25 protein-coding genes and 2 pseudogenes are annotated in these 22884 nt (G+C 69.1%); 12 read left to right on the forward strand and 15 right to left on the reverse strand.

The features are described 5' to 3' along the window. The first annotated feature begins 154 nt into the window (after window positions 1–154). On the forward strand, window positions 155–766 hold the full coding sequence (locus ACFFC4_RS17285; RefSeq protein ID WP_375503125.1) for a hypothetical protein: 612 nt from the start codon (window positions 155–157) through the stop codon (window positions 764–766). Beyond that, window positions 763–2349 (forward strand): long-chain-fatty-acid--CoA ligase, encoded by a 1587-nt coding sequence (locus ACFFC4_RS17290; protein ID WP_375503127.1) that lies wholly within the window; start codon window positions 763–765, stop codon window positions 2347–2349. The genes ACFFC4_RS17285 and ACFFC4_RS17290 overlap by 4 nt, the downstream gene beginning before the upstream one ends. Here the strand turns inward: ACFFC4_RS17290 and ACFFC4_RS17295 are convergent. The 9 genes from ACFFC4_RS17295 to ACFFC4_RS17335 all read right to left on the reverse strand — a co-directional run bounded on the left by ACFFC4_RS17295 (window position 2336) and on the right by ACFFC4_RS17335 (window position 8736). Continuing rightward, window positions 2336–3544, reverse strand: coding sequence for a C40 family peptidase (locus tag ACFFC4_RS17295; RefSeq protein ID WP_375503129.1), 1209 nt, complete (start codon window positions 3542–3544; stop codon window positions 2336–2338). The genes ACFFC4_RS17290 and ACFFC4_RS17295 overlap by 14 nt on opposite strands. Before the next feature lie 236 nt (window positions 3545–3780). Next, window positions 3781–4848, reverse strand: a complete 1068-nt coding sequence (locus ACFFC4_RS17300; RefSeq protein ID WP_375503131.1) for a quinone-dependent dihydroorotate dehydrogenase — start codon at window positions 4846–4848, stop codon at window positions 3781–3783. Between the two features lie 36 nt (window positions 4849–4884). Continuing rightward, entirely contained in the window at window positions 4885–5052 is a 168-nt protein-coding gene (locus tag ACFFC4_RS17305; RefSeq protein ID WP_375503133.1) for a hypothetical protein, read from the reverse strand. Between the two features lie 86 nt (window positions 5053–5138). After that, complete coding sequence (gene ppk2 / locus ACFFC4_RS17310; RefSeq protein WP_375503135.1) at window positions 5139–6029, reverse strand: polyphosphate kinase 2; 891 nt, start codon at window positions 6027–6029, stop codon at window positions 5139–5141. Next, window positions 6029–6328: a DUF3349 domain-containing protein gene (locus ACFFC4_RS17315; RefSeq protein WP_375503137.1), complete on the reverse strand. Its 300-nt coding sequence runs from the start codon at window positions 6326–6328 to the stop codon at window positions 6029–6031. The genes ppk2 and ACFFC4_RS17315 overlap by 1 nt, the downstream gene beginning before the upstream one ends. 14 nt (window positions 6329–6342) lie before the next feature. Continuing rightward, a complete protein-coding gene (locus tag ACFFC4_RS17320; RefSeq protein ID WP_375503139.1) occupies window positions 6343–6591 on the reverse strand; it encodes a hypothetical protein in 249 nt (82 codons plus the stop codon). Between the two features lie 100 nt (window positions 6592–6691). Continuing rightward, window positions 6692–7858: an anion permease gene (locus ACFFC4_RS17325; RefSeq protein ID WP_375503141.1), complete on the reverse strand. Its 1167-nt coding sequence runs from the start codon at window positions 7856–7858 to the stop codon at window positions 6692–6694. A gap of 66 nt (window positions 7859–7924) precedes the next feature. Further along, window positions 7925–8287 (reverse strand): fluoride efflux transporter FluC, encoded by a 363-nt coding sequence (locus tag ACFFC4_RS17330; RefSeq protein ID WP_375503143.1) that lies wholly within the window; start codon window positions 8285–8287, stop codon window positions 7925–7927. After that, complete coding sequence (locus ACFFC4_RS17335; protein ID WP_375503145.1) at window positions 8284–8736, reverse strand: fluoride efflux transporter FluC; 453 nt, start codon at window positions 8734–8736, stop codon at window positions 8284–8286. Before ACFFC4_RS17335 ends, ACFFC4_RS17330 begins: the two co-directional genes overlap by 4 nt. A 342-nt stretch (window positions 8737–9078) precedes the next feature. Between ACFFC4_RS17335 and ACFFC4_RS17340 the strand changes: the two genes are divergently transcribed. The 4 genes from ACFFC4_RS17340 to ACFFC4_RS17355 are packed head-to-tail and all read left to right on the forward strand — an operon-like array spanning window position 9079 to window position 12590. Beyond that, a complete protein-coding gene (locus ACFFC4_RS17340) occupies window positions 9079–9750 on the forward strand; it encodes an HAD-IA family hydrolase (protein ID WP_375503147.1) in 672 nt (223 codons plus the stop codon). Then, window positions 9747–10991, forward strand: a complete 1245-nt coding sequence (locus ACFFC4_RS17345; protein ID WP_375503149.1) for a sedoheptulose 7-phosphate cyclase — start codon at window positions 9747–9749, stop codon at window positions 10989–10991. Before ACFFC4_RS17340 ends, ACFFC4_RS17345 begins: the two co-directional genes overlap by 4 nt. Further along, window positions 10981–11787, forward strand: a complete 807-nt coding sequence (locus ACFFC4_RS17350) for an O-methyltransferase (protein ID WP_375503151.1) — start codon at window positions 10981–10983, stop codon at window positions 11785–11787. Before ACFFC4_RS17345 ends, ACFFC4_RS17350 begins: the two co-directional genes overlap by 11 nt. Before the next feature lie 20 nt (window positions 11788–11807). Further along, entirely contained in the window at window positions 11808–12590 is a 783-nt protein-coding gene (locus tag ACFFC4_RS17355) for a TauD/TfdA dioxygenase family protein (RefSeq protein ID WP_375503153.1), read from the forward strand. Here ACFFC4_RS17355 and ACFFC4_RS17360 read toward each other — a convergent pair. Beyond that, entirely contained in the window at window positions 12569–13609 is a 1041-nt protein-coding gene (locus tag ACFFC4_RS17360) for a D-alanine--D-alanine ligase (RefSeq protein WP_375503155.1), read from the reverse strand. The two genes, ACFFC4_RS17355 and ACFFC4_RS17360, sit on opposite strands and share 22 nt — an antisense overlap. A gap of 3 nt (window positions 13610–13612) precedes the next feature. Then, complete coding sequence (locus tag ACFFC4_RS17365; RefSeq protein ID WP_375503157.1) at window positions 13613–14944, reverse strand: ATP-grasp enzyme; 1332 nt, start codon at window positions 14942–14944, stop codon at window positions 13613–13615. Between the two features lie 142 nt (window positions 14945–15086). Here ACFFC4_RS17365 and ACFFC4_RS17370 point away from each other — a divergent pair, with 142 nt between their 5' ends. After that, a complete protein-coding gene (locus ACFFC4_RS17370; RefSeq protein ID WP_375503159.1) occupies window positions 15087–16202 on the forward strand; it encodes a spore photoproduct lyase family protein in 1116 nt (371 codons plus the stop codon). On the opposite strand, the gene ACFFC4_RS17375 is transcribed toward ACFFC4_RS17370, so the two are convergent. Continuing rightward, window positions 16190–17335 (reverse strand): glycerate kinase, encoded by a 1146-nt coding sequence (locus ACFFC4_RS17375; RefSeq protein WP_375503161.1) that lies wholly within the window; start codon window positions 17333–17335, stop codon window positions 16190–16192. The two genes, ACFFC4_RS17370 and ACFFC4_RS17375, sit on opposite strands and share 13 nt — an antisense overlap. A gap of 46 nt (window positions 17336–17381) precedes the next feature. Here ACFFC4_RS17375 and ACFFC4_RS17380 point away from each other — a divergent pair, with 46 nt between their 5' ends. Both ACFFC4_RS17380 and ACFFC4_RS17385 read left to right on the forward strand, forming a co-directional pair. Next, complete coding sequence (locus tag ACFFC4_RS17380; protein ID WP_375503163.1) at window positions 17382–18155, forward strand: CoA transferase subunit A; 774 nt, start codon at window positions 17382–17384, stop codon at window positions 18153–18155. Beyond that, complete coding sequence (locus tag ACFFC4_RS17385; RefSeq protein WP_375503165.1) at window positions 18152–18784, forward strand: CoA transferase subunit B; 633 nt, start codon at window positions 18152–18154, stop codon at window positions 18782–18784. The genes ACFFC4_RS17380 and ACFFC4_RS17385 overlap by 4 nt, the downstream gene beginning before the upstream one ends. A 21-nt stretch (window positions 18785–18805) precedes the next feature. Here ACFFC4_RS17385 and ACFFC4_RS17390 read toward each other — a convergent pair whose 3' ends face one another. Then, on the reverse strand, window positions 18806–19693 hold the full coding sequence (locus tag ACFFC4_RS17390; protein ID WP_375503167.1) for a LysR substrate-binding domain-containing protein: 888 nt from the start codon (window positions 19691–19693) through the stop codon (window positions 18806–18808). A gap of 64 nt (window positions 19694–19757) precedes the next feature. On the opposite strand from ACFFC4_RS17390, the gene ACFFC4_RS17395 reads away from it, so the two are divergent. From ACFFC4_RS17395 to ACFFC4_RS17405, 3 genes and pseudogenes are all read left to right on the forward strand, one after another. Beyond that, window positions 19758–20603: an EamA family transporter gene (locus tag ACFFC4_RS17395; protein ID WP_375503169.1), complete on the forward strand. Its 846-nt coding sequence runs from the start codon at window positions 19758–19760 to the stop codon at window positions 20601–20603. Window positions 20604–20623: 20 nt separating this feature from the next. Next, a pseudogene (locus tag ACFFC4_RS17400) lies at window positions 20624–20850 on the forward strand (flavodoxin); the annotation flags it as partial. Next, window positions 20831–21031, forward strand: a pseudogene (locus tag ACFFC4_RS17405) (GMC oxidoreductase); the annotation flags it as partial. The pseudogenes ACFFC4_RS17400 and ACFFC4_RS17405, both read left to right, overlap by 20 nt. 289 nt (window positions 21032–21320) lie before the next feature. Here ACFFC4_RS17405 and ACFFC4_RS17410 read toward each other — a convergent pair. Beyond that, window positions 21321–21497, reverse strand: coding sequence for a methyltransferase domain-containing protein (locus ACFFC4_RS17410; RefSeq protein WP_375503189.1), 177 nt, complete (start codon window positions 21495–21497; stop codon window positions 21321–21323). A gap of 154 nt (window positions 21498–21651) precedes the next feature. Continuing rightward, on the reverse strand, window positions 21652–22884 hold the full coding sequence (locus ACFFC4_RS17415) for a PQQ-binding-like beta-propeller repeat protein (RefSeq protein ID WP_375503171.1): 1233 nt from the start codon (window positions 22882–22884) through the stop codon (window positions 21652–21654).

Below are 22884 nucleotides of genomic sequence, written 5' to 3' on the forward strand. Positions count from 1 at the left end.
CCGAGAGGTAGAGCCTGCCGTCGCGCTTGATCGTCGGGCAATGTGGTGAGTGCACCGGATCGACGGTGTCGACGGGACGTCGTGCACATCGGAAACAACGCGGACACACGGCAACCGGCGGTGGAACGAAAGTGAAACGGGCAGCATCTTTCTCGTGCTGCGTTTCGACGGGTCGATCGCCGGGGTGGGTACGTCCTCGGGCGTCCGGTTGGTGATCGGCATGTGGCCGCTCAGCCCGTTCGGACCGATCGCCGACGTCATGATCGAGCGGCCGGACGGCCGGCGCATCCTGCTCGCCCCCACCCGCGACGCCGGCGAGTTCATCGCCGCGACGTATCACTTCGACGAGGTGCGTATCCAAGCCGTCGGCTGCTACGTCGACGGCGGCGCCCGCATCATCGACTCGGAGTCCCTGACGCTGCGCTTCCTGGTCGGCGGCCGCACCGGGGTCGGGCGGCTGCTCTCGACCGTGCCCCGCCGGCTCGCTCGGGCACGCTGGTGGGCGCAGGCCGTCGACCCGTTCGCGCGGTTCGCCCGGCGCGGCGTTCGCACCGCCGGCACCACCGGTCAGGGGCGGCGCGAGTGGTACTGCGCGCTCGACGAGCACCACATCACGCAGGTTCAGGCCACCCTCGACGGCGTCGATCTCGGCGACGTGCGCCGCGTCGAACCCAGCGTGCGCTTCGGGTTCGCGTCCACTCCCCCGGCGCCGGCGATCGTGCGCCTCACGACCTGGATAGACACGGGCGGTAGGAACGTCGGATGAGCGCACCGACGGAATTGGCGGCCCTGGCAGCACTGACGGCACTACGGCGCAACCACTGGAACAACCACCTGGCCCGGCACGCCCACGAGAAGCCGGACGCGGTGCTGCTGCGCTACCGGGGCGAGAGCACGACGTGGGCCCAGCAGCGGCAGCGCGCGCAGGCGCTCGCGGCCGGGCTGGCCGCGCAGGGCATCGGCTTCGGTGATCGGGTGGCGGTACTGATGGCCAACCGGCCGGAGTTCGTGGACCTGCTGTTCGCCGCCACCAGCCTGGGCGCCATCGTGGTGCCGGTGAACTTCCGGCTGACGCCGGACGAGATCGGCTTCATCCTCGCCGATTCTGGTGCCACGCTGCTCGCGGTCGACGAGGTCGGCGGCCCGGCCGCGGTCCGCGCGCTGGCTGCGCTCGATCAACCGCCGCTGCTCTACGCCGTCGGGGAGGTTGTCGGCGCCCGGCCGCTCATCGAGCTGGCGACCACCGGAGCCGAGCCGCCGCTCGTCGATGTGCCCGAGGACAGCCCGGCGTTGATCATGTACACCTCCGGCACAACCGGCACCCCGAAGGGTGCGGTGCTCTCACACCAGAACCTGCAGTGCCAGGCTCTGACGTTGATCCGCAACTGGCGGCTGTTCGACGACGACGAGGTGACCCTGTGCGCGTCGCCGCTGTTCCACATCGCCTCCATCGGCGGGCTGGCGCCGATGACGCTGATCGGCGGCACCACGGTGCTGATGCCCAGCGGGAACTTCAACGCCGCTGACACCCTGGATGTGCTCGAGCAGGAGCGGGTCACGAGTGCGTTCCTCGTCCCTGCCCAGTGGCAGGTGATCTGCGCCGAACCCACGCTGCCCCAGCGCGATCTGTCCGCCCTCAAGACCACCTGCTGGGGCGCCGCGCCGGCGACGACCAGCCTGCTGCAACGCATGGCCGAGGTCTTTCCGCACGTCACGAACGTGGCCGTCTTCGGGCAGACGGAGATGTCGCCGGTGACCTGCGCCCTGGACGGCAAGGACGCGCTACGCAAGATCGGCTCGGTGGGCAAGCCGGTCAGCACGGTGTCGGTGCGCATCGTCGACGACGACATGGTCGACGTACCGCCCGGCGAGGTCGGCGAGATCGTCTACCGCGGGCCGGGCACGATGGCCGGTTACTGGAACCGGCCGGAGGCGACCGCTGAGGCGATGACAGGCGGTTGGTTCCACTCCGGCGACCTGGTCCGTGCCGACGACGAAGGCTTTCTGTATGTCGTCGACCGGAAGAAGGACATGATCATCACCGGTGGCGAGAACGTGTACTGCGCGGAGGTCGAGAACGCCCTCGCAGCGCATCCGGACATCGTCGAACTCTGCGTCGTCGGCGCCCCCGACGAGCGCTGGGGTGAAACGGTGGTGGCGGTGGCCGTACTGCGCGACGGCGCCACACTGAGCGTCGGCGAGCTGCGCACGTGGGCCACCGACCGGTTGGCCCGCTACAAGTTGCCGACCGTTCTGCACGTGGTCGACGCGCTGCCGCGCAACGCCAGCGGCAAGGTCACCAAGCCGGCGCTGCGCGCGCAGTTCGCAACCTCAGTCAGAGATGGGTGAACGAGCCGTACGTGACGGTGGTCGGGTCCCAGATGCGTTGGTAGTTCACACCCGAGGACTCGTCGATCGCTGCGACGGTCAGCCCGGGACTGACGTAGATGGCCACGTGGTAGACGTCGCCCTGGGTGTCGTGGAAGAACACCAGGTCCCCGGGCTGGGCGTGCGACGCGGGGATGAGCCGGGCCGCCTGCGATTGGTCCTCCGAGATGCGCGGCGTCACGAAGCCGGCCTTCATGTAGCTGTACATGACCAGGCCGGAGCAGTCGAAGGTCTTGGGCCCGGTGGCGCCCCACACGTAGCGCTGGCCGATGTGCTTCCTGGCCTCGGCAAGCACCAGGGGCAGCACGCTGACCGCGGGCGCCCCTGCTGCGACCGCCTGGCCGGCCCGCGTGTCGAGGGCCGTGCAACCCAGGAAGGCATTGCTGCCCCAGCCGACGTTGACGGCCCAGACGCACGCCTGGTGGGTGCCCGTCGACACCGGGGTGCTGGCGACGTAGTTGGCGTTGCTGCCGCTCCCTGCCGGAGCGCCGCTGGTCGTGCGTGTCGTCGTGACCGTGACCGCCGGCCGGCCGTCGACGTACAGGACGACGGACAGGTGCTTGCTGCGGAAGTCCTGGTCGGTGGCGAAGCCCGTGACCTGCAGGGACGTTGCGGTGGTCGTTGCCCGGCTCACGACACCGGTCGGGCTGTGGGCGGCGACCTCGGACGTACTCGCCCGTCGACCCAGCGGGGTGGCCAGGCAGGTGAAGACCACGTTGCTGCCGAGCCCGGAGTTCTGCACGCCGACGCAGACGGTGTGGTTGCCGGCCGGGACGGGCACGGCCATGACGAAGCCCGGGGTAGGACCGGCGCTGTACGTCTTGGTGATCCGGGTGAACGGGACCGAGGTTGCCTGTACGGCGCGGGTGACGCCGTCGACCAGCGCGAACGCCGTAGCGTTGTTGGTCGGGTTGTCGGGGTCCACGGCCCAGCCGCGCAATGTCAGCCCGGTGGCGGTGGCGACCTTGGCGCTGAGCCCGCCCGACGGGTTGTGTGCGGTGACGGGGGCCGTCGTGACGGCTCCGGCGCTCGGGGCGGCGAACACCGCCAGTCCGGCCGTGAGGGCGATGACCGCAACGAGTGAGCCGCTGCGACGTCGCAGGGCGGCGGGGCTGAGCAGGTGCACAGTCTCTGACAGGCGCACAGTCTTCGACAAGCGCACAGTCCTTGACGAGCGCACAGTGGCGGCCAGGAGGTGGGTCATGTGGAGGTCCTCTGGTGGGCGATCGCTGGCGTGTCCCCCGCTGCGTGTCGTTTCCCCGGAGCCGACGGTAGTCGAAAGTAAAGCTGTTGTGAAGCCTTGGGGCCCGAGTGACCACGTCACACTAGCGACACTCCTGGGGCGTGTCGCCGCAGTAACCGACTCGTCGTGTGCAACGCTGACGGGTTGCCTCAGACGCGGCGGGTCAGCGTGCGGGTGACCCGCGCCGGCCAGGCCGGCCCGCCCCAGACGAAGCCCGTGTAGGACTGCACGAGGTCGGCGCCGGCGTCGAGCCGGGCGCGGGCCGCGGCCGGGGTGTCGATCCCGCCCACGCCGATCAGCACGAGCCGGTCGCCGACGCGCGCACGCAAGAGGCGCAGCACGGCCTCCGCCCGCTCGGCGAGCACCGGGCCGGACAGCCCTCCGCCGCCCGCCGCCTCGACCTGCGTCGCCGGTGACACCAACCCGGCACGCCCGACTGTGGTGTTGGTGGCAATCATGCCGTCGACGCCCAGCTCGAGCGCCAGGTCGGCGACCGCCAGCAGATCGGCGTCGGCGGCATCCGGGCTCACCTTCACCAGGAGCGGCACCCGACCGCGCCCAGGCACGTCGTCGCAGATGGCGCGCAGGGCGGCGAGCAGCGGCCGCAGTACGTCGACGGCGTGCAGGTCGCGCAACCCCGGTGTGTTCGGCGAGCTGATGTTGACAGCGAGGTAGTCGGCGTGTGGCACGAGGGCGCGGGCGCTGTGGCTGTAGTCGGCAACGACTTCATCGGGCGTGGCAAGCTTCGAGCGGCCGATGTTCACCCCGATCACAGCGCGGCGGCCGGTCGCGGTGCGGCGCAACGCCGCCAACCGAGCCGCGACCACGTCGGCGCCGTCGTTGTTGAATCCCATACGGTTGACGATCGCCCGGTCGGCGGGCAGCCGGGACAGTCGTGGCTTCGGGTTGCCGGGTTGCGCCCGTGCGGTCACCGTGCCGATCTCGACGAAGCCGAAGCCGAGCACGGTGAGGGCCAGGACGCCGCGGGCGTTCTTGTCGAAACCGGCAGCGACACCGAGCGGTCCGGGGAGACGCAGGCCGAGCACCTTGACCTCAGCATCAGGCGGTGGTGCGCAGCGCCAGCTGACCATTGCTCGCAGTGGTGGGGCGGCGAGGGCGAGGCGAAGGAGCAGGAAACCGAGGTGGTGGGCGAGTTCGGCGTCGAGCCAGCGGCTGACGGACCGGCGGCTGACGATCCGCATGAGCGCCGCGTACACGCCACTCACCCTAATCGGCGGTCGAACGACGCTCGGTCAGTCCTTGGGACGCTTCGCCAGGGCCTCGCTGAGTGCTTGATCGATCTTGACCTGGCGAGCGAGGTCGGCGTCGCGCTCCTCGCGTTCCAGGCGTTGCGACTCGGCGATCGCGGCGTCCAGTTTGGCTGCTCGCTCGCCCTCGTCCGGCACGGGGTTGTCTGGCATGCAGCGGACAGTACGAGACGAAGGTGAACAGATCGGCCCCCGCACGTCCGCACAGGTGTGACGATCACGACGGCGTCGGTACGCCTCTAGTCGCCGACGGCGACGATCCCGCGTTGGACCAGCAGTGCGTCGGGCGGGACAACGATCTCGTGATTCTTGCCCTCGTACTCGAACTGGGCGAGGAAGTAGCGCATGGCGTTCAGGCGGGCCCGCTTCTTGTCGTTGGACTTGATCGTCGTCCACGGCGCAAGGTCGGTGTCGGTGCGGCGGAACATCTGCTCCTTGGCCGCGGTGTAGGCGTCCCACTTGTCCAACGACTCCAGGTCGATGGGCGACAGCTTCCACTGCCGCACCGGGTCGACCTGACGGATGATGAACCGGGTGCGCTGTTCGGATTTGGTGACCGAGAACCAGAACTTGGTGAGGTGGATCCCGCTCTCGACCAGCATCTGCTCGAACAGCGGGGCCTGCCGCACGAACTGCTCGTACTCGGCGTCGGTGGCGAAGCCCATGACGCGTTCCACGCCGGCGCGGTTGTACCAGCTGCGATCGAACAGGACCGTCTCGCCGGCGGTCGGCAGGTGCTGCACGTAGCGCTGGAAGTACCACTGGCGCGCCTCGCGGTCAGTGGGCTTGTTCAGCGCCACCACCCGCGCATAGCGGGGATTCAGATGCTCCATGAACCGCTTGATGGTGCCGCCCTTGCCGGCGGCGTCACGGCCCTCGAACAGCACGACGTGCCGCCCGCCCGTCTCGGTGGCCCAGTTCTGGAACTTCAACAGCTCGACCTGCAGCAGGTACTTCTGGTCGTCGTAGGTTTCTCGGTCCAGGCGCTCGTCGTAGGGGTAGTTCTCCCGCCAGGTGTCGACCGGGACGCCGTCTGCGTCGAGCAGCTCCGGGTCGTCGTCGTGGTCGGCGCCCAGGCGGTGACCGTCGATCTGCAGGTCGGCTACGTGTGCGCGCACTTCCTCCCGCATCAGCCCGCGCTCGGGTGGGCGAGCGGCCAACCACCGGCAGCGAGATGGGCCCGGACGCGGGCGACGTCGGCATCACTCGGCTCGGCGTGCGTGGTCATCTCGATCGCGTCGCGGATGGCGTGCTGCGAGGCCGGGTCGGTGCCGTTCACCAGTTCCTCGGCGATCTCCTTGACCTCGATGTCGGTGAGCTGACTGGCCAGCAGCGCGAACAGCGGCAGGTAGTCGTGCTGGGGAACCCCTTCGGGGTACCCGGCACGCAGCCAGCTGACGATCGAGGTCAACAACGGCGGAAGCGGCATGTAGTACTCCTGACTCAGGTGCCGTCGACGATGAGGTAGATGCCCCAACCGATGGCGACGAGCACGACGGCGAAGCACACCGCGGCAAGCGCAATGCCGACCGGATTCCGGGTAGCGGTCGCCGTGCCGCCGGAGTCCCCGTCGTGCTGGCCCAGGTCGAGCGCCTTCAGCCCGAACGCGAAGACCGCGGGCAGGCCGGCGCCGCAGATCAACCCGACAACCACGATCTTCCACAACGCGTGCAGGTCGATCCAGCTGTTCATCGAAGCTCCTCTGGGCCACTCGCTGCGCTCGGGCCCGTCCTCACTCCGATACTCGCCTGACGGCTCGTGCGATGACTCTCGTTCGCTGCGCAAGCGTCGCTCATGCCGACACCTCCTCCCGGTCCGCAGCCGCGGGCTTGGACCCCGTCCACTCGTCGTTGACGTTGTCGTGGCTGACCTTGTTGGTGCGCGAGCGGAAGAAGATCAGCCCGGCCACAGCGACGAGCAGGGCGAAGACCACGAGGACTCCGGCATCGCCGCCGATGCCGTTGGCGAGCCAGTAGCTCAGGGCGCCCACGACGCCGGCCGCGGGGAGCGTGACCAGCCACGCCGTGGCCATCCGGCCGGCGACGGACCAGCGGACCTCGGCACCCTTCTTGCCGATCCCGGTGCCCAGGATCGAACCGGTGGAGACGTGCGTCGTGGACAGCGAGTAACCGAAGTGGCTGGAGAGCAGGATGACCGCGGCCGACGAGGACTCGGCGGCCATGCCCTGCGGGGCCTCGATCTCGACCAGCCCCTTGCCCAGCGTGCGGATGACTCGCCAACCGCCGCTGTAGGTCCCGATGCTGATGGCCAGCGCGCACGACAGGATCACCCAGAACGGCGCCTCAGCGCCGGACTTGAGCGTGCCGTGGGCGATCAGGGCCAGCGTGATGATGCCCATCGTCTTCTGCGCATCGTTGGTGCCGTGCGCCAAGGAGACCATCGACGCCGACCCGATCTGCCCGATGCGGAAACCCTTGGTGCGAGTGCCCTCCGGTACGCCGCGGGTGATGCGATAGATGAGGTAGGTACCGACGGTGGCCACGAACACGGCGATGATCGGGGACAACCCGGCCGGGATGATCACCTTCTCGAACACGTCGTGCCACTGCACCGCCTTGGACCCTGCGGCGGCCAGCGCCGACCCGAGCACACCGCCGATCAGTGCGTGCGACGAACTGGACGGAATGCCGAGGAACCAGGTCAACAGGTTCCAGATGATGCCCCCGCACAGTCCGGCGAAGACCACGAGTTCCAGGTGTGCGGCGAGTTCCTTGCCTGTGACGTCGACCAGCCCGCTGGCAATGGTGGCTGCGACACTCAGCGAAAGGAACGCGCCGACCAGGTTGAGAACGCCGGACAGCGCCACCGCGATGCGCGGCTTGAGTGCGCCGGTGGCGATGGACGTGGCCATCGCATTGGCGGTGTCGTGAAAACCGTTCGTGAAGTCGAACGCAAGCGCAACGACCACGACGAGGACCAGAACGAAGTCGCTTCCCACGGGGTCGAGTGTTGGCAGGGCACACGGCCGCGGGGCAACCCCTCGATGAACGCTCGGTGAACAGGCTCAGCGGGTTACCAGCAGGCCCGCGGCCGCGGCGCCGGCCGCGAGCACGAGCGAGCCGAGTGCGTAACCGGCGGCCACCACGACCGCGCCGCGCTGCGCCAACCGGACTGTCTCGACGCTGGCGGTGCCGAACGTGGTGTAACCGCCGCAGAGTCCTGTCCCCAGAACGAGGCGCAGGGTGTTCGGGTCGTTGCGGAAGATCACCAAGCCGGTGAGGACGCCCAGCGCGAACGACCCGCTCACGTTGATCAGCACGGTGGACCAGGGGAAACCCGACGGCCAGCGGCTGCGCACCGCACCGTCGACGACGAAGCGGGCGAGAGCACCCGCGCCGCCTGCGAGCGCGACCCACAGGTCGATCACGTCGGGGGCCTCGACCGGACGCGAGCGGCCACGGCGATCCCGGCGACGGCCAGCGCTACGCCCGTGAGGACAGTAGCGGCGACGTAGGCCAGGGCCAGCACCGCGTGGTGGCCACGCACGAGCAGGTCGGCCTCGACCACGAGCGTGCTGTAGGTGGTGAAGCCGCCGCAGAAACCCGTCCCGACCAGCAGCCTGGTCCGCTGACGCCAGTCGGTATCGGGTCCCGCCCGCAGCAGCGCCTCGAGCAGAAAACCGAGCACGAACGAGCCGAGCAGATTGGCCACGAACGTGCCGGTGGGCCACCGCCCGCTCTCGGTCGGCAGGGCCTGGGCCAGCCCGTACCGCGCGGCCGTTCCGACAATCCCGCCAGCCGCCACGCGGACGAGCGCGAAAGCCTGCCGATGCAGTGGGCGGGAGCGGCGACCGCCGGCTGGTGGATCGGCGTCCATGACCGTCCGAACCTAGCAGCGAGGCAGCGGCGAATAGGTGGAATTTACCCCGGGCGAGCCGCCCGGCACGTCGCCGTGGCGCGATCTCACGGCGTTGTATCGTTCGCCCACACCTCGACCGTCCGCTGCTACGCCTGAGAGTCCTATGCCCGGATCACCGGCGAACGCCAAGACCCTCCGAATTGCGCGGAAACACGCACGAATGCGCAGAACTGCGCACGGAATGGTGTTTTCGCACCGTTGGACGGGTAGAGCAATCGCCGGAGGGCTTCTGTCGCGACGGGTCGCACAAAGTCCTACCAGCGGCCCGCCAGCGCTCTGTCCCCGACCGGAAGTAGCCCCATGTCTGCCTTGTTCTTCGGTTCGATCAGCACGATCGCCGACACCTCTGAACTCCAGCGACAGGCCTTCAACGAGGCCTTCACCTCGCACGGTCTCGATTGGTCCTGGGACCGCGACGACTATCGCGAGCAGCTGACGAACAACGGCGGCGCCAAGCGCATCGCCGAGTTCGCCGCCGCCCGCGGCGAGGACGTCGACGCCGCAGCCGTGCACCGTACGAAGTCGGAGACCTTCCAGAAGCTGCTCGGGTCGTCGACGGTCACCCCGCGTCCGGGCGTAGCCGAGACCATCCGCATCGCCAAGGGCAGCGGGCACCAGGTCGCGCTCGTCACGACGACCACGCCCGAGAACGTCGCTGCACTGCTCGAGGCGCTCAAGGGTCAGATTTCGCGGGACGACTTCGACCTGGTGGTCGATCTGACCTCGGTCGACGAGCCCAAGCCCGACCGTGCCGCGTACTCGTATGCAATGCGCACGCTCGACGTCCAGGCCGAGGACTGCGTCGCTGTCGAGGACAATGTCGGCGGGGTGGCCTCGGCCGTCGCCGCGGGCGTGGTGTGTGTCGCCTTCCCGAACGAGAACACCGCGGGCCACGACTTTGCCAAGGCCGCGGCCGTCGTGGACCACATCGACTTCGAGGAATTGCGCACCTTCATCAAGGGCGAGCAGTGAATGCTCCGCAGCCGGTGGTGACGGAGTCCGACACCGAGTTCCGCGTCGAGGCCTACGAGAAGATCGACTACACGTTGACGTACGTCGACGGTGTCTTCGACCCGGCCAACCCCCAGCTGGCTGACAACTACCTGTCCTTGGGCCGGTGCCTCGCGGTCGTCGACGCCACCGTTGATCGCCTGTACGGCGCGCGGATGCGGGCCTACTTCGACCACCATGGCATCGCACTGACCGTCTTCCCCGTGACAATCAAAGAAGTCGACAAGTCGCTCGACAAGCTCGAACGCATCGTCGACGCCTTCGGTGAGTTCGGCCTCGTGCGCAAGGAGCCGGTGCTCGTCGTCGGTGGCGGGTTGATCACGGACGTCGCCGGATTCGCCTGCGCCAGCTACCGCCGCTCGACGAACTACATCCGCATCCCGACCACCCTGATCGGCCTCATCGACGCCAGCGTGTCGATCAAGGTTGCGGTGAACCACGGGAAGAACAAGAACCGGCTCGGTGCCTACCACAACTCCTCGCAGGTGATCCTGGACTTCTCCTTCCTCGAGACCCTGCCGACCGACCAGGTACGCAACGGCATGGCCGAGCTGATCAAGATTGCGGTGGTCTCCAACGCCGGCATCTTCGAACTGCTCGAGAAGTATGGCGAGGACCTGCTGGCCACCCGCTTCGGCCACCTCGACGGCACCCCGGAGCTGCGCGAGATTGCGCACCGTGTCACGTACGACGCGATCTCGACGATGCTGCACCTCGAGGTGCCGAACCTGCACGAATTGGACCTCGACCGGGTCATCGCGTTCGGCCACACCTGGAGCCCGACGCTCGAGCTCGCGCCGGAGCTGCCGTTCTTCCACGGTCACGCCATCGCCATCGACATGGCGTACTCGACGACGATCGCAGAGCAGCGCGGCTACATCACGGTCGCCGACCGCGACCGGATCTTCTGGTTGATGAGCCGCATCGGGTTGTCCATCGACAGCCCGTACTTCACGGCCGAGCTCCTGGCGAAGGCCACCGAGTCGATCCTGCAGACCCGTGATGGGCAGTTGCGTGCAGCAGTGCCCAATCCGGTCGGTACGTGTTTCTTCGTCAACGACCTGACGGTCGACGAGCTGGCGCGCCTGCTCGAGGTGCACAAGCGCACCTGCAGCACCGTGTACCCCCGCACGGGGCTCGGCGAGGACATGTTCATGTCACTCGCCTCGATGTCCATTGAAGACCGAGCAGATGGCTCATGACCCGAGGCCGGTAACCCCCCTCGGTATCTTGACTGCCTTGCTCGCCGACCTGGTCGGGCGCGTCGACGCCGCCGCGCCCGATCAGGATCTCGGCTCGGACCTGCGCCATGCCCACGCCTTGGCGCAGGGCATCGACAGCTACGTCGAGCAGTGCACGACCCCTCAGTCGACGGCGCTGCACAAGCTGGCCTGTCGGACGCAGGAGGAGGACTGGGCGCAGCATAAGGGAGACGGACCGGAGCTCGAGCAGGAGATGCTCTCCGGCCACGTCGAGGGCCAGATCCTAAAGATGCTGGTGCACGCGACCCGCGCCCGGCGGGTGCTCGAGATCGGTATGTTCACCGGTTACTCGGCGCTGGCCATGGCCGAAGCCCTGCCCCCCGACGGCGAGGTGGTCGCGTGCGAGCTCGACCCGTACGCGGCCGACCTCGCCCGTCGCTGCTTCGACGAATCGCCGGACGGCAATAAGATTGACGTCCGGGTCGGGCCGGCGCTGGACACGCTCTCCGAATTGGCTGCTGCGAGCGACCGCTTCGACCTGGTGTTCATCGACGCCGACAAGGCCGGCTACCGCGGCTATCTCGATGCGCTGTTGAGCAGCGACCTGCTCGCCCCCCACGCGCTGGTCTGCGTCGACAACACGCTGATGCAGGGCCAGCCGTGGGGCGTCGGGACGGTGACCGACAACGGTGCGGCCATCGTGGACTTCAACCGCGCCGTGGCCGACGACCCCCGCGTCGAGCAGGTGCTCGTACCGGTGCGCGACGGGCTCACGCTCGTCCGACGCGTCGACTGAACCGTACCTGGAGGTACGTCATGCAGACTGTCACCCACGAACCTCTCGGGGTCACGGTCACCGGGGTCTCGATCACCGGCGTCGACGACGCAACGATCACCGAGCTCAGGGCTCTGCTGGGGCAGCACGGCGTCCTGGTGTTCCCCGGTCAGCAGGCCGACGACGCCGAGTTCCTAACCTTTCTGCAACGCTTCGGCGAGCTGACGTTCACGACCGGCGAGACGCCCGTCGACGGCTTCCCTGACCTCAATGTCATCAGCAACGTCGGGCGCGCCACTGCCCCGCGCAGCAGCTTCCACACCGACTCGAGCTATCTGAGCCGGCCGCCGACCTACACGGCACTGCGAGCGGTGACCGTGCCGCGCCACGGCGGCGGCACCGTGTTCACCAATCAGTACCGCGCCTACGAGACGCTGCCGCCGGACGTCCGCGCCAGCCTTCAGGACCGCACGATCACCCACGTCGTCACCGGCCTCGACCTCGGCGACGACGACGAGACGGCGGCCGTCCATCCGATCTGCCGGACCCATCCGCTGTCCGGGCGCACCGCGCTGTACCTGTCGACACCGCAGCGATGCGCGGCGATCAGCGGGATGCCCGACGACGAGGCAGCAGATCTGGTGCAGTTCCTGCTCGCACACTCGACCCGCGCGGACAACGTCTTCGAGCACGCGTGGTCGCCGGGCGACGTCGTGATGTGGGACAACGGCTGCGTGCTGCACCGCGCCGACCACTCCGACGTCGAGGGCGACCGCGTCATGCACCGCGGCATGGTGATCGGTTACGAGCCCGTCAGCGCCTGATCGACGGCGGCGCCGAACAGCTCGGGCAGGTCGATGCCGGCCGCGGCGGCCATCATCGACACCACGCTCTGCTTCGCGAACGAGCAGTACAGCCCGGCCTCGAGGAACCACGGTTCGCCATCGGGATCGATCCGGAAGTCGAACAGGCTGTAGTGCCGGCAGCCGAGGGCGACGTGCGCGAGCTTCGCGGCCGCCCACACCCGCTCGGTGATCGGGTCGTCGACGTCCACCATCCAGGCGTGCGCGGCGTCCTTGGCTACCAGGTTCAGCTCGCCGTCGCCGCTGCGGTCGATCTTGTCGGCGTGGTCGCGGATGGGCTTGCGGTCAGTGTCGACGTCGTACTCCTCGAGCGGTAACGCCACCAGCTCGCCGCCGCGTTCGACCACCCCGCAGCGCACCTCGCGGCCCAGCTCGACGTAGCGCTCGACGAGCACGGCGTCAGCGTGGGTGAATGCGTCCTTGATCGCCCGCTCGTAGTCCGTCGCTTGGCGCACCAGCGCCAGGCCCAGCGAGTTGTCGGTGTCGACCGGCTTGATCACGGTCGGGGGCACGAGGGTAGGGACGTCCCCGCGCCGCAACACCTCCCCTTCGGGCACCCGCACACCCGCCGCGGCCACGATCGCGCGCGCCCGGGCCTTGTCGGCGGCGATGGCCATCACGTCCGGCCGGTTGCCCACGTACGGGATGCCGAGCACGTCGAAGAGCGCGCGGTAGTGCGTCATGCCGGGCAGGCAGAACATCTGCGGCACCATGACGTCGATGCGCAGGGCGTCGATCCGTGCGATCGCGCCGGCGACGTCCAGCGGCTCGGCCGCGGCGATCGAGTCCGGATCGAGGTTCGCCGGGCTCACGGCTTCGAAGAAACGCCAGCGGCGGTCGGGTGACACGTAGGCAACCAGCGGCTCGTAGCGCTGTGGGTCGGCGGTCGCGGTCAGGCAGTCGCTGGCGTAGAGCCGCGAGAGGTCGGCGTAGAACTCGCTGACAGCGGAGCCGACGAGGTGCAGGACGCGCAAGGGCACGGCTCAGTCCCCTGCCGGCTCGACGAGCTTGCCGATGTTGACGTCGACGCGGATCCAGTCCTTACGGTGGCGCAGGTTGTGCAGCAGCAGCGACGGGATCTGCAGGTGGTGCACGAGCAGGAACGGCAGCGGGTCGGTCCAGTCGAAGATCGCCTCCTTGCCGTGCACGATGATCGAGACCCGCTCACGCACCGTGCTCGGGTGCCGCACGAGTCGCCATAGCTCCTGGTACAGCCAGTAGGTCGGTCGGCTGGACGGCAGCGGGCGGATCGACGGTCCGTCTGCATCGAGGTAGGCGGCCGCGAGGTCGGGGTGGTTGTAGAACATGGTGATCGCCGAGTGGGTACGCGGGTTGCATTCAATGGCGCGGATCTGCCCGTCGGGCGCCTCGATGAAGTCGAACGAGACCTGGCCGGTCAGTTTGAGCTCGCGCGCGAACGTGCGCACCCACTGTTCGATCTCAGGCTTGTCGACCATGGCGTAGTTCAGCTGGAAGGCGGATGACTCGCAGCAGCAGTAGACGGTGAGCTCACCGTCGCGCACGGTGCCGTGCGTGCAGTACTCCTGGCCGGCGACGAACTCCTGAAGGATCCATGGGTTGTCGGGCGAGATCGGCTTCGAGCGGGCGAAGCGTTTCGTCTCCGCCGAGCTGCCGGCTGGCAGCGGCGTGAGATCCAGGCGGTGGACGGGGTCGTACGGGATGCTCTTCAGGATGTACGGACCGGGGTGCTCGCCGTCGAACTCGAACGCCGCCACCTCGTCGGAGTCTGTAACGCGATGTGTGTCGGGCACCGGCAGGCCGAGCGAGGCCGCCGTCGTCGCGAAGCGGTACTTGTCGTCGAGCAGGTCGATGGTGTCGGGGTCGCAGTGCAGTACCTCGCAGTACGGTTCGAGCAGCGGCTTGGCCAGTGCGTCGTAGTAGCTGGCTGCCGGGCTGCACACCGGCACGTACACGTCGACGTTCTCGCGGCGGACGATGTCGAGCAGCGCTTGCGCGTAGGCCGGATCCTGCGGCTTCGGCACGGTGTAGAAGCGGTCGACGGCGTTGGAGAACCGGTGCCCCGTGAGTTGGTACTTCGCTGCTTCGACGAGCACGACCCGGTGCCCGGCGCGGTGGAACGAGCGGGCCAGCTGCAGCGCCTTGCTCATCTTGCCGCCGCTGATCAGGATCGTCCGGGGCACGGTCGCGACCTGGCGCCGAGCGGGAGCGATCGTCGAGCGCACCAGGGCCACGCCCGTCAGCGCGAGATTGACCGGCAGCACGGACAGCAGCAGCGCCTGCATCCCGAGCGTCTTCGGGACCATCGCGAGCGGGTGCCGGTCGGCGTAGGGCATCACCTCACGGTACGGCTCGGGCGAGGCCCGCTGGGTCACAAGCGCGGTTCAGCAGGGCCAATACCTGATCCGGTGACCGAGCCCGCACCGCGGCGACGCTACGGGGCCGGAAGATCACCATCCGCCACGGTGTTCCACCTGTGTGCTCGAAACCCTCCCGGCCGACGACGCCGACCTCGCCACGCTCGTCCGACCCGCCCGTCGCTGGGTGCCGAAGCACGTGCTGGTGACCCGCTCGGCCGCCGAGCTGGAGCACGGCCAGCAGATCATTGCCCGCTGCACGGCCGCGGGGGTCCAAGACATCCGACTACTCGACGGCGACCGGCTGACCGGCCTGCGCGGCGGCACCGAGCGCGAGGTCTACGCGCGGGCCAAGCAGACGCTGGCCGTCGTCGTGGCGCCGCCAAGCGCGCTTCGCCCGCAGCCCATCCCACCCAGCGCCGACTGGCGGCTTGACCTCGCCAAGGGTTGCCCGGCGCACTGCCAGTACTGCTACCTGGCGGGTTCGCTGCAAGGCCCGCCGATCACCCGCGTGTACGCCAACCTCGACGACGTCCTGGCACCGATCCCGTCGCTCGCCGGGCAGGGCACGGTGACCACCGGCGACGCGCTGCGCGGCGGTGAGGGCACCACCTTCGAGCTGTCCTGCTACACCGACCCGCTCGGCATCGAGTCGGTGACGGGCTCGCTGTCGAGCGCCATCGCTCGTGTGGGCCGCGGCGAGTACGGCGACGGGGTCAGCCTGCGTTTCACGACCAAGTTCGACGACGTCGCGCCGTTGCTCGACCTGCCGCACGACGGACGCACCCGGGTACGCCTGTCGGTAAATTCCGCCGCCGTCTCGCGCCGCTTCGAGGGCGGCACCGCCTCGGTGTCTGCGCGGATCACCGCCCTGCGCGATCTGGCACGCGCCGGCTACCCGGTCGGGCTCACCGTCGCCCCCGTCATGCCATTGCCCGGTTGGCAGGACGATTACGCCGCCCTGCTGCGCGAGGTCGCCGCTGCGTTGCCGGCGGATGTAGACCTGACCGTAGAGCTCATCACCCACCGCTTCACCGAGGCCAGCCGAGCGGTGCTGCTGTCGTGGTACCCGCGAACCTTGCTCGATCTCGACGACGCCGGTCGCTCGGCGAAGCGCTCGAAGTTCGGCGGGACGAAGTACGTCTACCCCGCGCCCCTGATGCGCGAGATGCGTACGTGGTTCGAACGGGAGGTCGACGCCACGCTGCCGCAGGCGCGCGTTCTCTACTGGACGTAGATCCACTCGCGCGCAACGCGCTCTGCGAGCGTGGACAGCAGCGGTCCCGCTTCTCGGATGCAGACGTCGAGGCGCGGCTCGAGGTCGGTGAGGGCGTACACGGCCGACAACCCGGCTGATTGCCACTGGTCCTCGGTGAGCAGATTGCGCCCGGCGATCGCGATCACCGGGACGCCGTGCGCCCGCGCCGCGATCCCGACCGGGCCCTTCCCGCGCAGGCTCTGGGTGTCCAGCGAGCCCTCGCCGACGATCACCAGGTCGGCGTCGGCCAGCTCGGCGTCCAGTCCGGTCAGCTCGGCAAGGACGTCCACCCCGCGGGCCAGCCGGGCGCCGAGCAGGGCGAGCGCGGCGAACGCCGTACCGCCGGCCGCGCCTGCACCGGCGACGTGCCGGTGATCTGCGCCGCTCGTCGCGGCGACGAGGTCGGCCCAGTGGGCCAGCGCTTCGTCCAGCCGATGCACGGCGTCGGCGTCGGCGCCCTTCTGCGGCGCGTACACCGCGGCGGCCCCGGTGGGTCCGGTGAGCGGGTTGTCGACGTCGGCCGCCACGACGAGGTCGGCCCTCCGAACACGCGGGTCCAGCCCGGACGGGTCGAGCATCGCGGCAGCGGCGAGTCCGGCGCCCCCACCGGCAATCTCCGTGCCGTGGACGTCGAGCACCCTTACGCCGAGCGCCCGCACAAGCCCCGCTCCCCCGTCGGTGCTGGCGCTGCCGCCGACGCCGAGCACGATGCGGCGGGCACCGTGGTCGAGCGCGGCGTCGATGAGCTCGCCCACGCCATGGGTGCTGGATTCGAGCGCCGTCCGGACGTTGGGCGGCACGAGGAGCTGCGCCAGCCCGGCCGCCGCGGACAACTCGAGGACGGCGACTTCGCCGCGCACGGCGTAGGTCGCTCCGGTGCGCGTGCCCAGCGGTCCGCCGACCTCGACGTGGACGGGTGCGAACCCCGCAGCCAGCGCGACCCCGACGGTGCCCTCGCCACCGTCAGCGATGGGGTGCCGGACCAGCGTGGCGCCAGGTGACACGACGTGCACGGCGTCGATCACGAGGTCTGCGACCTGGTCGGCCGACAGCGAACCCTTGAACTTGTCGGGTGCCACGACCACCCGCCGCACAGTCGTGTCCCGGCCCATCGAGTCACCGTAAGCTGTCGTCGCGTCGATCGCGCGAAGGAGTGTCATGGACAAGGTTGTCGGTTCGGCTGCAGAGGCGGTGCGTGACGTGCCCAGCGGCGCAACGCTCGCCGTCGGCGGGTTCGGCCTCTGCGGTATCCCCACCGTGCTCATCGACGCGCTGCTGGAGCAGGGCGCTGACGAGCTCGAGGTCATCTCCAACAACTGCGGCACCGACGCGCACGGGCTGGGGCGGCTGCTGAACGGCGGCCGGATCCGCCGCATCGTCGCGTCCTATGTCGGGGAGAACAAAGAGTTCGCCCGTCAGTACCTCGGCGGTGAGGTCGAGGTCGAGCTGACGCCGCAGGGCACGTTGGCCGAGCGCATGCGAGCAGGCGGGTCGGGCATCGCCGCATTCTTCACTGCCACCGGTGTTGGCACCCAGATCGCCGATGGCGGCCTGCCTTGGCGCTACGACGTCGACGGCAAAATCGCGCTCGCCTCCCCGCCGAAGGAAGTACGCACCTTCGACACCGTGCGCGGTCCCCGGGAGTTCGTGCTCGAGGAAGGCGTCGTCGCCGACTTCGCGCTCGTGCGCGCACACACCGGCGACCGACACGGGAACCTGGTGTTCCGCAAGTCCGCGCGCAACTTCAACCCGCTCGCCGCGATGTGCGGTCGGTTGACGATCGCCGAGGTCGAGCACCTCGTCGAGCCGGGCGAGATCGACCCCGATGACGTGCACACGCCTGGCATCCACGTGCAGCGGGTGGTCGCATTGACGCCCGAGCAGGCTGGCGACAAGCAGATCGAGAAGCGCACCGTTCGGACAGCGGCATGACGTGGACGCGGGAGGAGATGGCGGCCCGTGCAGCGTCCGAGCTCGAGGACGGTTCGTACGTCAACCTCGGCATCGGTCTGCCGACACTCGTCCCGAACTATGTCGATGACGACGTCGAGCTGGTGCTGCAGAGCGAGAACGGAATCCTGGGCGTGGGTGCCTACCCCACCGATGACGCGGTCGACCCCGATCTGATCAACGCGGGCAAGGAGACGGTGACGGTGCGCCGCGGCGCCTCGTACTTCGACTCGGCAACGTCGTTCGGGATGATCCGCGGCGGCAAGGTCGACATCGCGATCCTGGGCGCGATGCAGGTCAGCGCCACCGGCGACATCGCCAACTGGATGATCCCCGGCAAGATGGTCAAGGGCATGGGCGGCGCGATGGACCTCGTCCACGGCGCCGACCGGGTCATCGTCCTGATGGAGCACACCGCGCGGGGTGGCGACTACAAGATCGTCGACGAGTGCTCGCTCCCGCTCACCGGCCGCGGTGTCGTGCAGCGGATCATCACCGACCTGTGCGTGCTCGACGTGACGCCCGACGGGCTGCGTCTCATCGAGCTAGCGCCGGACGTCACCCTCGAGGACGTTCAGAAGGCGACCGAGCCGCCCGTCCGATTGACGTAGTGGTGACGTAGCGCCCTCGAACTAGGGCTTCGCGGGCTTTCGTCGGGCAGGCGCCGCGGCGGCGTACACCGCGCTGATCAGCCGGGTCTGGCGTCGGCCCGCCAGGCACACGAGGGATTCCGTCAGCTCCATGCGGGCACCCACGATCGGGAGCGCGACCAGCCGGGCGTCTCGCGACAGTTCGGATTCGGCGCCCACCCCGATGCCCAATCGCATGGCGACCGCGGTCTGCGCGCTCTCGCGGCTGTCGACCTCGATCGTCTCGCCCAGGGTCAGGCCTGCTCCGGCGAGAGTATGGTCGACGATGCGCCGGGTCTGCGATCCGAGCTCGCGAAGGATCAGACGGTGCGTGACGAGGTCCTGCAGACGCAGCCGCCGGCGGGCTGCGAGCGGGTCGGAGCGGTGGACGAAGGCCACCAGGCGGTCCTCGACAAGTGGAAGCGCGAACAGGCGCGTGTCGGCCGGTGCGTTGGACAGCAGCGCTGCGTCGACACGGTGTTCGAGCACGTCGGAGAGCACCTGCTCCGCGTTGCCGGAAACGAGCGACAGCCCGACGTCCGGGTGCCGACGGGCGAGCGTGGCGAGCAGCGGCATCGCGTGGATGGGTGCGTCGGTGCCGAGGCGCAACCGCCCGCTGGTGAGGTCACGGGCGGAGCTCAGACACTGCTCCGCCTCCCGCTCCAACTCGGTCATCCGTCGGGTGACGTCGAGCAGGTTGTCGCCCAACGGAGTCAAGGCGACGCTGCGTCCGCGCCGAGAGAAGAGACTGGCGCCATAGGTGCGCTCAAGAGCCTTTACCTGCTCGGACAGCGTCGGCTGACTGACGTGCATGCGTTGGGCGGCCACGGTGAAGCTGCCGGCGGACGCGACCTCATGAAAGGCACGCAGGTAGGTGTAGTTCATAGGCATAGTCGATGATTCTAGCTAAAAAATCGATTGGACCTATGGCTGATGTGCGCGAAGGATGGGTCCAGTGCCCGCCCAGCTCACCGAACTGACCACCGCCGTCATCCTGGTGGCCGCGGTCGCACACGCCACCTGGAACGCGCTCGGGAAGCTCATCCCCGACCGCCTCGTCTCGGCGAGCTGGATCGGACTCGTCTACCTGACGGCCGGCGCAGCCGTCGTGCCCTTCCTGCCCCTGCCGCACGCTGCCGCCTGGCCGTATCTCGCCGTCTCGTCGATCGCGCAGGCGACGTACCTGCTCATGCTGATGGCCGCGTATCGCAAGGGCGAGTTCGGACAGATCTATCCCGTCACCAGAGGAATGGCACCGCTGCTCGTCAGCGTCGTCTCGTTCTGCTTCCTCGACGAGCGGGTCTCGCTGCAGCAGCTGGGCGGCATCGCTGCCGTCTGTGCCGGTCTGACCGGCCTAGTGTTCGTCCGCGGTACACCGCGCCGGGGCAGTGGCTACGGAATGGCCGCGCTGACTGGCACCATGATCGCCGTCTATACCCTCGTCGACGGAGTCGGAGTACGGCATTCCGGGCACCCGATCTCCTACGCAGCCTGGCTGTTCGCGCTGCAGGGCCCACTCGTTCCGCTCGGGGTGTTCGTAGTGAGAGGCCGCGGGTTCGTCAAGGACCTTGCGCCGCAGTGGCGGCTGGGCGTCGTGGGTGGCCTGCTCTCGCTGCTGTCCTACGGGATGATCGTCTGGGCCCAGAGCCGCGCGCCGATCGCCGCTGTTGCGACCCTGCGCGAGGTCAGCGTGGTGCTCGCCGCGTTCCTGGGGCGCCTGATGTTCCGCGAGAAGCTCGGACCCATCACCGTCGGGGCCGCCGTTCTCGTCGCTGGCGGCGTCATCGCCGTCGCGGTCTGACGCTCGGCAGGCTACAGCCCAGCAGCGTGTGCGTTCGCGCGTTGGAAGGACTCGATGCAGAACTGTCCGAAACCGACGATCAAGACCGTCCGCTGACGTTCGGGAAGGTCGCCGTCGCAGCTGTTGTCGGGAATGAGGACGGCGCACACCACATCGGCGCGATCCTTTCCAATGCCTCAACGACGTCGGGTTCACCATCCCCGCCCGGGGCGTCACCTTCTGGAAAGGCGAAGCAGGCAGGCACGGTCCGCTTCGGCACCGACCCTGCATCATCCGCGCTCGACGTCCACTGCAAGGCCCACGACCTGGACAACCTCTACGTCGTCGACGGCTCCTTCATGCCCTCCATCGGCGCGGTGAATCCCACCCTGACCATCATCGCCAACGCCATCCGCGTCGCCGAACATGTAGCCGCGCGCCTCGCGTAGTCCGGCCATCTCGTCGGGAGCCGGTCGGCGCCAGGCCACCGACCGGGCACGACGAAGCTGCGGTAACAACGAACGCGAGTGCAGCCAGGGGCGCGAAGACCCGCCATGGACCCGTCGGGTACGACATGTCGGACGACGACGATCTGCCCGCCCTCGCGCAGCAGGGAGAACGCGGTGTGCCAGTCGCGGATGATCGACAGCGCGTAGGTGATGGTCACCGCGTCGAACGGTGCGGTCACCCCGTCCAGGACGCCCGGTCGACCGGCGTCCGCGCGGCGCAGGTCGACGTTCACCAAGCCGGACCGCCGCACCGCGAACGGGCCACCGCCGGCATCGGCCGGCTGGCATCGACTCCGACGACCGACCCCTGGGGCCCGACACGGCGCTGCACGGGAGCCAGGTTGAGGCCGGTACCGCACCCGAGATCCAAAGCACGCTCGCCCAGCGAGAGCTCTGCTCTTTCGATGCCCCGTACCCGTCCCGGACGCTAGACCGGCCGCTCCCCCGAGATCGCGTCGTAGGCGCGAGCGCCGAGCGAGTATCGCCGGAACCGGAGCAGCCGCATCACCCCAGCATGCCCTGCCGGGCGCTCGGACCTCGGGCTCACGGGCTCGTCGTCATCACGGCCCGACGGCGCAGACCGAGCCGTTGGTGGTGCCGAGGTAGAGGGTGCCGTCGCCGCCGACCGCGGGATAGGAGTTCACGCCCCCGTCGACGTCGAGGTGGAACAGCTGCTTCGCGTTCCGGTCGTAGCCGTAGACGTGCCCGGCAGTCGTCGCCCAGTAGAAGTCTCCGCGCACGTCGATCACCGCCGATGACCAGATCTTCTCCTTGTCCTTGCCGAGCGGTGCTACGACCTGTTTCACCTCGCCGCTGCGCACGTCGACCACCCGCAGTCGTCCAGTGTTGTCACCGAAGTAGGCGAGCCCGCCGTTCGTCGCGACGGAGGACGAGTAGGTGTAGTCGTTGATGTCACGCGACCACGCGACGTGACCGCTCGGCGCGACGCCGAACTCGTGGTCGTTGTTGGTGCCCAGCACGACGACACCGTTCGGGCCGACCGCGTTGCTGACCTCAACGAGCTTTCGGGTGTGCAGTGTCCAGAGCACCGCACCGCGGCTGCCGAGGTCGCGCACGGCCACGAGGTCGTGGTCGGCGGCGGTGTACACCGTGCCGTTCTGCCCGACCGACGGGCTCGCGTAGTCCGGGCCGCCGACGTCGAGCTGCCAGGCGATCCGGGGTGCCGGGCCCGACACGTCCAGCGCCACCACCCGACCGGACAGGTCGGCGACGTACACGCGATCGTGCCCGGCGATCGCCGGCGAGAGCACCTGTGCCCCGAAGCTGTGCTTCCAGAACAGATGCCCGCCGGCGTCGAGCGCGAACAGCGTGTCGGCCGCCCCGGGCCACAGGATCGTGCCGTTGCCGAGGACCGCTGGGCTCGTCGACAGGTCGACCCCGTAGGCGCCGCCGCCGTCGAAGCTCCACCGCGTGGCACCGGTCGCACTGTCCAGGTCGTACAGACGTCCGGTCTGCGTGGCGGCCAGGACACTCCCGTCGGCCGCGAGCACCGGGCCCGGCGTGGCGTTGCCGTCCAGGTGCGCGCGCCAGCGCACATGACCGGTCTGCGGTCCGATCGCGGTCGTGGCGGAGGAGAAGCGCGCGTCGTACCCGGCCTCGGGCCACGCGCTGGCCGCAGCAGGCAGGTCGCCGACGCCGTCGAGTCCCCGACCGACCGTATGGGTGGTGAGCCGGGGCGAGGCGTCCCCACCCGAACACGCGGCGAGGCACAGCACCGCAGTCGCGAGCAGCGCCGCGACACCTCGCGACCGAGCCGTGCGTCCGCGCGGCAT

This window comes from uncultured Jatrophihabitans sp., from assembly GCF_964244045.1.
In the GTDB taxonomy this organism is placed as follows: Bacteria; Actinomycetota; Actinomycetes; order Mycobacteriales; family Jatrophihabitantaceae; genus Jatrophihabitans.